Here is a 12,934-nt window from a genome sequence, read left to right on the forward strand (position 1 = left end):
CGCTCTTTTGTTGTGACATCCACCTCTGTTCATGGCTAACTCTATCAACTATTCTTGATCATAAGAATTAAGCGCATTGACAGCATGGGCAAGGGCAGAACCTGCTTTTAATGCTGTTGCTACAAAAATGCTTTCTGCCAACTCTTCTTTCGTTGCCCCTTGTTTCTTTGCTCCGGTCGTATGTACATCAATGCAATACGGGCATCCTGTTGTATGAGCTACCGCTACCGCGATAAGTTCTTTTTCTTTTGCACTTAATACTCCATCTTTCATTGACTTTGAATCAAAATCAATGAAGGAAGCGAATGCATCACCCGATAACTTGGAAAACTCTTTAATTCTAGCAAAATATTCTTTTTTGTATAGCTCCTGGTCTCCATGCCCATCATATGAATTTAACGCATTAACGCCATGAGCAAGCGCAGATCCTGCTTTCAAAGCAGTTGCTACCATTATACTCTCTGCCATTTGTTCTTTCGTAACGCCAGCTTTTTTCGCATTTCCAACATGCAAATCAATGCAATACGGACAACCAGTTGTATGAGCAACCGCAATAGCAATCAATTCTTTGAATGATTTACTGAGTTTTCCCTCAGCAAGAGCTTTTTGGTCAAATTCTAAAAATGCACGGAAAGCCTCCGGTGCTAAATCTTTTAATTCGGGCAATCTAGAGAAGTAAGATTTTTGATACAAACTATCAGACATGATCATTCCTCCTAATTAAGTATTATATTATAATTATTATTATACTGAAAATAATGAAAAATAACCAATGAAATTTATGTTTGATTGAAGGGGCCAGGCCCTTTACAAAAATGGGAGTGCTAAGCAGCATCTCCCATTTTTTGTGTTGGATGAAACAGCAAAACTCTAATATACGGTTTGCCGTTTACGAGTATTTTTATAGAATTGCGGCTAAAGGAAGACTGGTTTTACCGGCAGCTTTTCAAACTCTCTCTCAATTTTTCTTTCGCTCCTTTCCGCCAGCTTTTAACGGCTGAAACGGACACATTTTCTTTCTCCGCGATTTCTTTGATCGTCAATCCGTCCAAGAAAGTGTACAATACCCATTTTGTTTGGTTTGGGGTCAATGGCTCACAATACGACAATAAAAAATTGACTTCAAAGGGATCTTCGGTAATTGGGTCTACAATAAACTCCCAAAACTCTTCCTTTGGATAGATGTTCCGTTCTTCATGCTTGTTTGCTTTCGTCAATTCCGTCATAAACTTTCCTTTTATATACGTATAAGCGTAATTTGTGAAGTTACCTTTCTCAGGATTAAATCTCTGGCTCGCTTCCCATAAGGAAATCAATCCAAGCTGAAAAAATTCCTCTTTATTTTTGTAAATATTTGCAGTGAAAATGAGTTTGTGAATCATTGGTTCATATTGCCTTGCTAACTGCTCAAAGCTTTCCATTATAAGATCCTTTCAGGAAAGCGCGCTTTCTCTTATATTCCCGGGTAGCTATACCATAACGTCGTCAAAATTTTTTATCGAACCGAGAAAATTTGATTTTTGAGCCGAAAAAAGGCGTATTTTATCCTTTTTCACAAGGCAAAATGTTAATTTTCGAAATAAAAAACGAGTCAATTCCTGAAAAATCGCATATTTTTTTAAAATTACAACAATTCTTTTTTTGAATATTAAAAGCCGTATTGTTAAGGCAGATTCATAAAAAAAACCGCTTCTCAACGGAAGCGGCTCTTAATCCTGCGGCAGTTGTTAAAGCCAAAAATAGTGCATTTAGATTCATAAGTTTTTCCATGTATATCACTCAATCTTAAATTGTCTGACGAGGGATTCCAGTTCTTCTGCCATTTGGGCAAGGGATTTTGCCGAAGCATGAATTTCCTCCATTGAAGCAAGCTGTTCCTCGGTTGACGTTGCAACTTCTTCAAAACTAGCTGCATTTTTTTGGCCAAGCAACGCAATTTCAGAGGCGGATGAAGATACTTCTTCCACACTTGCTGTAATTTGCTGAACGGTTGCCGTTATTTCTTCAATTTGCGGGGTGATATTTCGGGTTTTGTCTAAAATCTGCATAAACTTATTCGATGTTTCAACCGAGACTTTAACGCCTTTCTCTGCATTATTCATAATTTCACTCATAGTCTGAACAGATTCTTCTGTATCTTCTTGAATACTATTAATTAAATCTGCAATCAATTTCGTTGAAGTTTGCGATTGTTCAGCTAATTTTCTTACTTCCTCAGCTACTACTGCAAACCCTTTTCCGTGTTCTCCCGCTCTAGCTGCTTCAATAGCTGCATTTAAAGCTAAAAGATTGGTTTGATCAGCAATCCCGCTTATGACATCCAGTATTTTTCCTATTTCTTGAGAGCGGTGTGAAAGGGAATGAATAACTTCATTGGATTTACGAATCGATTCATGGATCGACCTCATTTGAGCTAAATTGTTTTCCACAAATTGGCCGCCTTCTTCTGCCTCTTTTTCGCTTTCTCTCGCTAATTCTGAAACAGTTGCTGATTTTTCGGCTATTCGTAAAAATCCTTCAAGTGCGTCCTTCAGTGCATCTGCATTTTGATCGAGTTTGTTTGTTGAATTTTCGGCTGCGCTTGCTATTTCTTGAACGGCAGATGATACATGTTCTGATGTTGAAATTGTTTGGTCCGCACTTGCAGTCAGTTCTTCTGATGCAATGGCAACTTGATGTGAGCTTTCATTTACAGTAAGAAGGATTCTTTGCAAACTTTGGATCATGTTATTAAAAGATGCTGTCAATGCACCAAATTCATCCTTTGATTGGTAGGTTCCTTTTACGGTAAGGTCTCCTTTCTCCGCCTTAGAGAGCAAGTTCTTCAGTTCTTCCGTTGGTTTTACAATCATTCTTGTGATCAAGATCCCAACTACTATTGAAAAGATAAGCGCTGTTGCAATGACAATACCTAAAATAATGGTTGCATTTCTCAAATCTTGCTTATTTTGAAAATTCGTTTGTCCGGCGATCTTTTCATTCAGTTCCCCTAATTTGGCTAGCATAGCATTTGCTTTGGTGCGTTGTGGAGCAACTTTTTCTATATAAAGCTTGTAAGCTTCGTCATTTCGATTAAGTTCAGCCAACTGAATGACTTCTTCTCTGAAACTTCGAAGCCGTTTCATGTTTAGTTTATAGTAGTCAAGCATTTTTCTTGTTTCAGCAGTCATATGTGTATTCTCGTATTGCTTAATTAATGAATCGATTTCTTTTACCTCAGAGTCAATCATTCTTTTCAACAGCACTTTCCGTGCAAAATCCTTGGTAATCATAAGTTCTAAAGTATAAGAATCAAGAGCGCGGTTATTAATTCTAATTTGTCCTATCCATTGAATTGGCATCAAGTTTTCTTTATACGTATATTCTGATTTCCGAGCCATTTCTCTTACATAATTTACTCCAACTGCTCCTACCACTCCTAATGAAAGAGCGGAAATGATCAGTAAGATTAACAATTTTTGATAGATTCTTAGATTCCGCAATATCATATAAAATAGTTCTCCTTTCATTTTTCTAAATGATTATCTAGCTGCATCAATTTCAATTAGTATTTTCTACCTAACAGTGTGAAAATTGTCATATATTGTTGAATTATACCATATTAGATCGATGAAAGATGTTGGGGTAATGTTAAATCACCATTAAAAATATGATAATGACAAAGAAGAATTCCTGGTATGATACAGAGATTCCACTCGGAAGCATTCGTCTTGAGGAAATTACTAACTCAAATTGGCAAAAAAAAACGCGGAAGCCAAACAACAACTCGTTGTAGCTTCCCCGTTTTTTTATTTTAGGACCGTAAAAAGCTGTCTGGCTGCTTTTATGAAGGCAAAAATTTATTAATCAAACGTTTGATTAAAAAGGAGAACATACCTGTGGTTATAGTTATGTATAACGATCAGCATAAAAGAGGCAAAAATAACAAAAGCCCATAAATTTTTCAAAAATAAAAATCTACCCGTTTTTTTAAGATTACATTTAAGTATGGACAGGTGAGGAAAAACGGAACTTTGTATATGCCGTACGGTGAAGTTGTTTTTGAAGGGCATAATAAGAAATGTCAAGATGCAGTCGGGATTGATTGGAAAATACAATAATGGAACCTTGGCGGTGTTTTCCAGGTAAAATTCGTTTTACATGGTTGTGAAAAATCCATTGACAATCAAAAGATCTTGGCGATTCCGTTGGGAAAGCATACATATCCAGCTGCGGGTTAACCGGTACAGGAATTTTATTTTGGGTTCCGGTCAAGTAAACAACTGCCCGTTTCCTTCCTTCATAGGTTGATCCGCCTTCAAGGCAAGCATCCTTTATTAGTTGAATAGGAGTTCTGACAGAATATAGTACATCATTTGTCTCAAGGATTTTACTTGCATACTTTTCATCTCTTATAGGCAAAACGGCCATCGTATTCGGATTTAATTCATAATGAACCGCTTCCTTCGCCATTATTTTTCCTCCTTTTCTTCTAAAATATGACATATATACTATATTATTTCCAGAATAATCAAAATGTATATATTTGTCAATTACAATTTTACTATTAAAAAATAGTTCTTAACATAATTCTGGATATTTGAGAAGAATTTACAATCAGTCTATTGAATTTCAACATGACGTCTGGTAAAATTTGCACGAAATAACTATAGGTAAATAGTTATGGACTATTTTTCCTTAATTGTTTTATTATAGTAACACATCTAGTTCTTTAGATTTATGAATTTTTATAGAAAGAGGGTCATTAGTGAAAAAAGTTGTCATTTCATTCATTTGCTTTATATTAGTCGGCGTTGGTGCTTTTTTTAGTTATGAGTATTTTTTCAAAAAAAATACTGCAACGCTTGCTTCTAAGCAACAAACAGCTGATGAAAAAACATCTAACGAAGATGAAACAGCTAAATTGGCCAGTCCGCTGACCGAAGAAGAAGCGACCGCCACTTTTAGAAAGCTCTACGACAAGCTTATGAACAGAATTGATGAGCTGGGGCAAGAAAACGGTTGGTCTTCATCAAGTAATCCTGCAGATCTAGAAACTTTGCAAAAAGGAATCGAACCATACGCTTCCAAGAAATTCAGAGAAGCGATTCTTCCAAATATAATCGAAGACCTTTATTGCGAATGTGATTCCTTTGTGATGCCTCACCCTGATTTAGATATTCGATTGAAGCTAGTTGAGAGCAAACCAGACTATTTTAAAGTCAGGACTGTAGATCTCGCAGACGAAATATCCGAAGGAGAGCAAATCTTCTTTACTGTCAAAAAGGAAAATGAAAAATGGAAATTAGACTCTTTTAACCAAATTCAAGCTATCGATAAGCCGCTAAATATCACAAAAGAAGAAGCAGAAAAATACATAAAAACAATTTATCCGTCAGCGAAGTATTTGAAAGAAGTGCGACTGGGAAACACCGAAAATTCGGATAAGTTTGATTATGATAATGGCAAATGGTTTCTATTTTATATAAAAGAAATTGACAATGTATATGCAGTATCTGTTAACGATGGAAGTATTCTTTATGACGTTCCGGAAGATGTTATTCCCAACTTTATCAAGTTAGAAGACAATTCAACTTATTAAAAATACACATCATTTAAGAAGGGGCCAGACCCCTACTAAAGTAGGGGTCTGGCCCCTTCAAAAAAATCAATCAAACAGGAGTGAAAAAGCGTGAGTGACATTCAAACAAAGCTTGGTGAAGGGTTGAATTTACTCCAGGGCAGCCTTCAGCAAGGAAAGCAAAAACTTCAAATCGCGCAGGAAATCAGCCAATTGAAAAAATCATTGCAGGAAGCCATTGATCAACGCGCAAACTTAATGATAAAAATTGGCGAACATGTTTACAAAATGCTGCGTGTGTCATCATTGCACGATGATACATTGGCAGAAATGGCGCAGCCGTTGCTAGATTTAGATAAACAAATCTATCAAATCCAGCAATCATTAGAAAAGTTGAACAAGACGACAGCAACCGGGAATGCTTGTTCCAATTGCGGGTCACCTGTCAGTGAAAATGACAGATTTTGCGGCAGCTGCGGATTCAAAGTCGAATCAATGAATTCGGTTGATCATGAAGAACGAATCCAATGTGGAACTTGCAGCGCGACAGTCCCATCCACAGCTCAATTTTGTGGATGCTGCGGCGTAAAGATCTAGGAAAACGAGGAGGAAATACAGGAAATGTACTGCAGCACTTGCGGAGCTAAAAATTCCGCTTCAAATAATTATTGCATCATTGACGGTACGAAATTAAAACCTTATCAAGGAAAATATTCTTTAAATATATCTGTTTCTCAATATTGTTCACACTGCGGCAATGCCGTATCCGCCGCTGATAATTATTGCGGTTCATGCGGCACGACGATTCACAGCTACAAGAAAATGAGTACAAAAGATGTAATCAATCCTTTGATCGCAAACGTCCAGAAAACCCGTGCTATTCCAAAATTAAATATGAAATTTTTTAAACCTGCCCTTTTTTCTTCCATTGCTGCTCTTTTGTTCGTATTTATGATGAGTTTTGTCCTTTTTCATATGAACAAAGAGGCTACTGAGTCTTTTCTTAAAAAAGAATTAAACATTGATATAAATGAAACTATTAAATATGCCGAGAGTGCAACGGACACAAATCTTCCCGAACCGGATTCATTATTCGGATTAACAGACATGGTAATGGTCTCACATTTCATGGCCCCGGTGCTTAAGGCAGATATAAATATAGACGAGCCTGTATCTGTCAATATGAAATTATTTTCTGGTGTCATGATCTTTTTGCTAATTCCTATGTTATCTCTTTTTGTATCAGGAATCATTTATCAAAAAATAACGAAGGAGATTTCACCTGCGAATCTTTTTTATGGTTCCATAGCTGTCGGTATCTTATATGGATTGCTTTTAGCAATTGTTTCACTGTTCAGCGGATTCGATTATGGTATAAAGAACAAATTCCTGTCTATTAACATACATACTTCTTACTCGATTTTTTCAGCATTAATAAAAGGGTTCGGTTTTGCGTTTCTTTTTAGTTTCATCGGGATGCTTTTCTCCATTAACTTTAAAAAAGCAACAGGTCATCTGAGTCAAGTACATATTTATGGAGAAGCCATTCACCAAGGAATATCTACCTTTTTTCGAAGCATGCTGGCCTTTTCTGTCATTTCAATCATTATTTTTAAAATGACGACAGATAGATATATTAACCAAATAGCAGAACTCTTTGGAGATGCCGCTGCTGAAAAAATAATCAATAAATCTTTCCATTTTGCGCTCGTAATCGGGACGCAAATAGGATTGTATATTTGGAATCTAGCAAGTTTCGGTACACTTCAGTTTATCAAACGATCCGTTCACGAGGAGTCCGAACTCTCCTATTCCCTATTTAAAGGTGCTGAAGCGAGCGGTGGTTTTACCCATTCGGATTATTTGTACAATTTCCAAGAGATCATAGACGGTTCGGATTTCGGATTCTACACGAAACTTGGAATCCTATTATTAATTATCCTTTTTATATGGTCAGGATATAGAATTTCAAAAAATGCATCCAATACATTGGCGTCTATTGCCATTTACGGCTTTGTATACTCTCTCCTTATCAGTTTATTAATTGCTATTACGAAATTCCATTTTTCAGCATCCGGTAATGAGTTTTCATTAGAAGTAATACTTGGATTCAGTGCAATTAAAGGGTTTATTAAAAATTATTTAATTTCCTTTATTTTTGCGTATGCAGGCACATTTATTGGGAAATGGAAAAGTTAACAAAGGAGCGTATGTATGAAATATTGTAAAAATTGTGGCGCGCAATTATCAGCGAACCAATCATTTTGTACGAATTGCGGCACCAAATTCGACACCAGTGAGCTTGCGTCCAATCGTACAGTGCAAAAAAAAGAACGGCAGCCGCTTTCTTTAAAAATGAAAGCAACAATTGTTTCAGTAGTCGTGATATTAGCATTACTTGCGGGAACCCATCTTTATCTTTCAGCCCTATCAAAGCCAATGAAAGCAGTGGAAAATTTTGAACAGGCGGTAGAAAAGAAAGATGCAAAAACACTTGCCGATATTATGAACAGTGGACAGAAAAAAATCACTGTTTCTGATAAAGAAGCTGCATCTTATATCAATTACCTCACGAAAGAAAATGATTTTAAAGAAATCAGCAAAGAGTTAAAGAAACAGGCATACAGCATAAATGGGTATAAAAAACTCGAGCCGATTGAGGATATTTATGGAAACAAACTTATTAAACTAAAAAAGGATTCAAAAAAACAATGGTTTTTTTATGATCGATATGTAGTCGAATTTTTTCCAATTCAATTAAATGTTTCATCAAATCTAGAAAACACCGAAATCTGGCTTAATGGAAAAAAGATTAAGAAATTAAGAGATAGTGAAATCCCCGAAAAAGTAGGGTATATCTTTCCGGGAAAATATAAAATAAAAAGTGTTTTTAACGGAGAATACGCCAAATTAACCGCTGAGGACACCTTGGATTTTGCTGATTCCGAGAGTAATAAATTGGACGTTCAAATGGAATTGGACGGCACAAATATTATTGTCTACTCGAACGACGACAATGCTGTATTGTTCGTAAATGGAAAGAGTACGGGAAAGAAAATTGCTGACATTGACAGCTTTGGTCCTGTTCCAACTGACGGATCAATTAAGCTGCATGCTGAAAGAACCATTAATGGGAAAACGGAAAAAACCGAAGAATTTGAAGTTACCGATGACTCAAATCTTGACTTCATTTTTAAAGAACCAGAAACAAAAGCTGCTTCCTCCGAAACCGATATCCAAGGATACATGGATGCCATCGGAGAAAAACAAATAAAGTCATTTATGTACAACCACTTTGTTACCCAAGTAAATGCCTTTAATGACCGAGATTTCGAAGAAGCGAAAGAAACGCTTGATCCAAATGGCGACGCGTATAATGAGACAAAAAAATATATCAAAGTTCTAGAAGAAAAAGGGATTACCGAAGAGTTTCACGACATGAACTTAATCGACTATAAACCGGTGAAAGGCGGCTTTAACGTTACTACCGAGGAAAGCTATACGATCTATTATGGAGACGGAGCCGCGAAGGATAAAGAATTCCGATCCAAATTTTATTTAACAGTTTCAGAGGACGGCTTGAAAGTGCATTCTCTAATTGAAACGAACGAAATTCACAGCGAAGATCTTTAGACATCATAGTGAGATGACCTTTCGAAAGAAGAATTCTTGAATTTGCAAGTTTAAGAGGAAATCTTGAGGCTGTCTCAAAAGCCAGAGGGTCAGACCCCATAACACAATATATAGGACATAATGTTGCATAAATGTGCTATATATTGATAAACGAACATGGGGTCAGACCCTTATGAGACAGCCTCTTTTTATTCATTGAAAGCTTATAAATTTGATTGACGGCTCATTTATCCAAACGACGGCTCATTTTTGAATTTAAGGCTCATTTTTCAATCCCCAAAAAAGTTTGAGGAATCGCGGCATCAAAATAATCCCCCATGATTCACAACACTCCACCTTTATGCCAAAACCCGATCACAACCCTTAATATGGTTGAAAATCGGGTTTTTCACTTCTCTGAGCTCTCATCTTGGTTGACTCCTTCAAAAGAGTTTTAAAATACCTCTACAGGAAATTACCTTCTTGAAAGGCCTAAATTCTTTCTGGAAAATAATAGAATAAGAAATGTTTTTGAAGATGGAGAAATATGATATCAAAGAGTGAGCCCAAGAGCTCGCTTTGTTTTTCTAGTAAATTAATATTATATGGAATAATACGGAAGGTCAGGTGCAATTATGAAAAAAGTATATATGTTGTTTTTATCTTTCATTCTTTTTATTTCTGTTGTTCAATTGCCAAAACAAACTTTTGCAACAGATCCTTGTGAAGGGATAAAGCCTGGCCAAAAAATTTATTGGGACGGCTCTGAATTAAAACCAGGACAAATCGGAAAAGTAATGATCCTTAAAGATACAAAACTCATTACATTAGACGGAAAAGAAATAAGGGTTTTGAAAAAAGGAAGTTCTTATCGGATCTACAACTTTAAAGGAAATCTGCTTGGAGTTGGGGGAGGATATTACGTTAAACGGGACCAAAAAATATTTTATAAAACTCCTTCAAAAGCAAAGTTAGCAGCTGTTGTATGTGCCTCAGCAAACACTGCAGTAAGTAAGCCAACTCTGCCTGTGAGCGGAAAAAAGCCAGTGAATTTGGGACCACAAGTTTTTAATATTAGCACGATGGCAGCAAAAGCAGGAATGGATGCTAACGGCAACGCCTATTTATACGTTATTCTTCACGGAACGCCAACTTCTCTTGCCGTAGTAGACCTAAATACAAATGATATCCTTGGAGTCTACCCTTTGACAGATTCAACAAGTGCATGGGGACTTGACATAGATAAAGAGGGTACTCTCTGGGTGGCGGGAACTAACAGCGGCACAATATACAGCTACAATCCAAATACCCGTAAACTTAATAATCACGGTCGTGTGCTTGTAAATTCAAATGATACATCCATTCAGGATATAGTTGTCAATGACCAATTCGTATACGGTGTAACCGCCTATGGTGCGAATGTTTTTAAATATAATAAAAAAACTAATAAGCGGGAATTTATCTTGCCAACAGTAAAAGGCAAACAGTACGCAAAATCAATTGCAGAAGATCAAAAAAAGCAATATCTCTATATAGGCATTGGTTCTAAAGCAGATTTATTACAATGGAATTTCACTAATAACAGTAAAACTTCAATCTTACCAGATAAATATAAAAATGAAACATATATTGAAAAGATGAAACTTATCGATAATTATCTGCTTACAAAATTTTATCCAAGTAAAAAAGCCGGTGTTTATGACTTAGTATCCAAAAAATATATAAAGGAATTTAATATCGCATCAAGAGGATTTTCAACGATAAACAAGCAAACAAATGAGTTTTACTATACTTACGAGGGAGTTATTTATGCCTATAACCTTAAAACTGGTACAATAAGAAATACCAATGCCCGACTCCCTGAACGTACTGAAGCTTTTTCGCTTGATTTTGTACAATTAAAGTCAAATCCGGCACAAACTGTTTTAACCGGTTTAGTAGATAACAAAGGGACGTATTTTATTTTTAATCCTATAACTAACGAAATCACTATCAAAAAATTTGAGGCGCCGCCACAGCCAGTAAACTTGTATTTGTTATTCTCAAGTCCGGATAAAAAGTATATATACATCAATGGTTATATGTCAGGTGGTTTGACTCAATATGATTCTGTTGAAAAAACATCCATTCAATTAAATGGAATAAGCCAGCTGGAAAGCGCTCATTTTGCGAACGGGAAAATGTATATTGGCTCTTATCCAAAGGCAAAATTAATGGAGATTAATAACGAACAGCCATGGGGCCCAAGAGTGCCTAAAATGCTGGTTAAACTTGATAAATTGGGACAAGAAAGAATACCAACAATTACATCCATCAATAATCATTTATTCGCAGGAACTTATCCTCAATATTCCACAAAAGGAGGATTATTGCTAGACTATGATTTAACTACAAATCAATATAAAGTATATGAGGATTATATTCATAACCAAAGTATCATCTCGTTGGTTCCTATTAATGGATATGTATATGGAGGATCTTCCATTCATGCTAACTATCAAAAAGCACCCGAAGGAGCAAAGTTTTTCAGATTCAAACCTTCTGACCCAACTAAGAAAGGATTAATATCTTTACCATTAAAATCGACTATGATCATGTCCTTAATTAAAGGGCCAGGCGGAACGATTTGGGGTGCAGCTGACGGTACGATCTTTTCATATAACCCAACTACTAAAAAATTTAAGACTAAAAAATTATTAAGTTCAATCTCGGGAAGATATAGTAATGCAAGACTCTTATTTGGAAAAGATGGATATATCTACGGTACTTTAGAAGATTGTTTGTTTAAAATGGATCCAAACACAATGGAATATGGCTTTATCTTAAAAAAAGGAGCAAAAGAACTAACAGAAGATAGCAATGGAAACCTTTATTTCAGATATTTGTCTAATCTTTATATGTACCCAATTCAATAACATTAACTAAGTGGGCTGACTCATATTGAGTCAATCCTTTTTATTCCAGATAAACGGCAGCCCCAGAAAAAAGCCCGGTCTTTTGTTCATTTTTTGGAATGAAAGCTCATAAATGTGATTGACAGCTCATAAATCGAAAGCGGATCATAAATCTTAAAAAGTGGATCATATATCAGAATAACGGCTCATTTATCAATCCCTAAAAAAGTTCGGGGGATCGAAGCAATCAAAATAACTACGCGATCCCCCATGATTCACGACCCACCACCGTTATGTCCATTCCTTATATTTTCCCCACTGGGGTTAACACGTTGCTCATATGGATCACTTCTTTCGCCAGGTTCTCCAATCGTACGATGATATCGCTATCGATGATCTCGTTGTTCTGATTGAAGTGATCGGTATGGACGTAAACAGAACCCGGGGCAGTATACGCCCGAAAATATCCGGCAATCGGTTTTAACTGGTTTTCAATGACCAAGTAATGCTGGTACGTTCCTCCCGTAGCAATAAAACCGATCACCTTGTTCCGAAAAACAGAGGGGTGAACCAAGTCAAACAGGTTCTTCAATGCTCCTGATAAGGAGGCCTGGAAGATCGGTGTACCGATGATATAACTATCCGCAGAGCTTACCATATCAATGACCTTTTTGGTATCCCCTTCATATGTATCAGGATGGCGGCCATCGCAAAATTGAACATCAAACTTTTTAAGATCCAATAGTTCTGTTTCGATTTTCGGATCAAATTGGCGGGCTAGTTCGATGACTTTTTCCACGACAGCGAGAGTTTTTGAACCTGTAATCGTCCCTGATATCCCGAGCAATTTCATTGTCTCCATCTCCTT

The 12,934-nt window shown here is 36.4% G+C and carries 10 protein-coding genes; 5 read left to right on the forward strand and 5 right to left on the reverse strand.

The window, feature by feature from the left end; translation table 11 throughout:
- Window positions 1-48: 48 nt before the first annotated feature.
- The 4 genes from BMMGA3_RS14745 to BMMGA3_RS14765 all read right to left on the reverse strand — a co-directional run bounded on the left by BMMGA3_RS14745 (window position 49) and on the right by BMMGA3_RS14765 (window position 4,452).
- The gene (locus tag BMMGA3_RS14745; RefSeq protein ID WP_003346541.1) at window positions 49-705 is read right to left on the reverse strand and encodes a carboxymuconolactone decarboxylase family protein; all 657 of its coding nucleotides are present in this window, start codon (window positions 703-705) and stop codon (window positions 49-51) included.
- A gap of 227 nt (window positions 706-932) precedes the next feature.
- Window positions 933-1,421, reverse strand: a complete 489-nt coding sequence (locus BMMGA3_RS14750) for a sigma-70 family RNA polymerase sigma factor (RefSeq protein ID WP_003346543.1) — start codon at window positions 1,419-1,421, stop codon at window positions 933-935.
- A 354-nt stretch (window positions 1,422-1,775) separates the two neighbouring features.
- On the reverse strand, window positions 1,776-3,488 hold the full coding sequence (locus BMMGA3_RS14760; RefSeq protein ID WP_003346547.1) for a methyl-accepting chemotaxis protein: 1,713 nt from the start codon (window positions 3,486-3,488) through the stop codon (window positions 1,776-1,778).
- A gap of 493 nt (window positions 3,489-3,981) precedes the next feature.
- Window positions 3,982-4,452, reverse strand: coding sequence for a competence protein ComK (locus BMMGA3_RS14765; protein ID WP_003346549.1), 471 nt, complete (start codon window positions 4,450-4,452; stop codon window positions 3,982-3,984).
- A 295-nt stretch (window positions 4,453-4,747) separates the two neighbouring features.
- Here BMMGA3_RS14765 and BMMGA3_RS14770 point away from each other — a divergent pair, with 295 nt between their 5' ends.
- The 5 genes from BMMGA3_RS14770 (at window position 4,748) to BMMGA3_RS14790 (ending at window position 12,087) form a co-directional block, all read left to right on the forward strand.
- Window positions 4,748-5,581 carry a hypothetical protein gene (locus tag BMMGA3_RS14770; RefSeq protein WP_003346550.1) on the forward strand — a complete coding sequence of 278 codons (834 nt, stop codon included), beginning with the start codon at window positions 4,748-4,750 and terminating at the stop codon, window positions 5,579-5,581.
- A gap of 90 nt (window positions 5,582-5,671) precedes the next feature.
- Window positions 5,672-6,157: a zinc ribbon domain-containing protein gene (locus tag BMMGA3_RS14775; protein ID WP_003346553.1), complete on the forward strand. Its 486-nt coding sequence runs from the start codon at window positions 5,672-5,674 to the stop codon at window positions 6,155-6,157.
- Between the two features lie 24 nt (window positions 6,158-6,181).
- Window positions 6,182-7,759 (forward strand): zinc ribbon domain-containing protein, encoded by a 1,578-nt coding sequence (locus tag BMMGA3_RS14780; RefSeq protein WP_003346555.1) that lies wholly within the window; start codon window positions 6,182-6,184, stop codon window positions 7,757-7,759.
- Between the two features lie 15 nt (window positions 7,760-7,774).
- Complete coding sequence (locus BMMGA3_RS14785) at window positions 7,775-9,193, forward strand: zinc ribbon domain-containing protein (RefSeq protein ID WP_003346557.1); 1,419 nt, start codon at window positions 7,775-7,777, stop codon at window positions 9,191-9,193.
- Window positions 9,194-9,807: 614 nt separating this feature from the next.
- A complete protein-coding gene (locus BMMGA3_RS14790) occupies window positions 9,808-12,087 on the forward strand; it encodes a hypothetical protein (RefSeq protein ID WP_003346559.1) in 2,280 nt (759 codons plus the stop codon).
- A 283-nt stretch (window positions 12,088-12,370) separates the two neighbouring features.
- Here BMMGA3_RS14790 and BMMGA3_RS14795 read toward each other — a convergent pair whose 3' ends face one another.
- On the reverse strand, window positions 12,371-12,919 hold the full coding sequence (locus BMMGA3_RS14795; RefSeq protein ID WP_003346561.1) for an NADPH-dependent FMN reductase: 549 nt from the start codon (window positions 12,917-12,919) through the stop codon (window positions 12,371-12,373).
- Window positions 12,920-12,934 lie beyond the last annotated feature (15 nt).

Origin of the sequence: Bacillus methanolicus MGA3 (genome assembly GCF_000724485.1) — a bacterium.
GTDB classification, from domain to species: Bacteria; Bacillota; Bacilli; order Bacillales; family Cytobacillaceae; genus Bacillus_Z; species Bacillus_Z methanolicus_A.

Coding starts and splice junctions, on each gene's coding strand:
- BMMGA3_RS14745 (WP_003346541.1), bottom strand. CDS start 705: ATGTCTGATAGTTTGTATCAAAAATCTTACTTCTCTAGATTGCCCGAA.
- BMMGA3_RS14750 (WP_003346543.1), bottom strand. CDS start 1,421: ATGGAAAGCTTTGAGCAGTTAGCAAGGCAATATGAACCAATGATTCAC.
- BMMGA3_RS14760 (WP_003346547.1), bottom strand. CDS start 3,488: ATGATATTGCGGAATCTAAGAATCTATCAAAAATTGTTAATCTTACTG.
- BMMGA3_RS14765 (WP_003346549.1), bottom strand. CDS start 4,452: ATGGCGAAGGAAGCGGTTCATTATGAATTAAATCCGAATACGATGGCC.
- BMMGA3_RS14780 (WP_003346555.1), top strand. CDS start 6,182: ATGTACTGCAGCACTTGCGGAGCTAAAAATTCCGCTTCAAATAATTAT.
- BMMGA3_RS14785 (WP_003346557.1), top strand. CDS start 7,775: ATGAAATATTGTAAAAATTGTGGCGCGCAATTATCAGCGAACCAATCA.
- BMMGA3_RS14790 (WP_003346559.1), top strand. CDS start 9,808: ATGAAAAAAGTATATATGTTGTTTTTATCTTTCATTCTTTTTATTTCT.
- BMMGA3_RS14795 (WP_003346561.1), bottom strand. CDS start 12,919: ATGAAATTGCTCGGGATATCAGGGACGATTACAGGTTCAAAAACTCTC.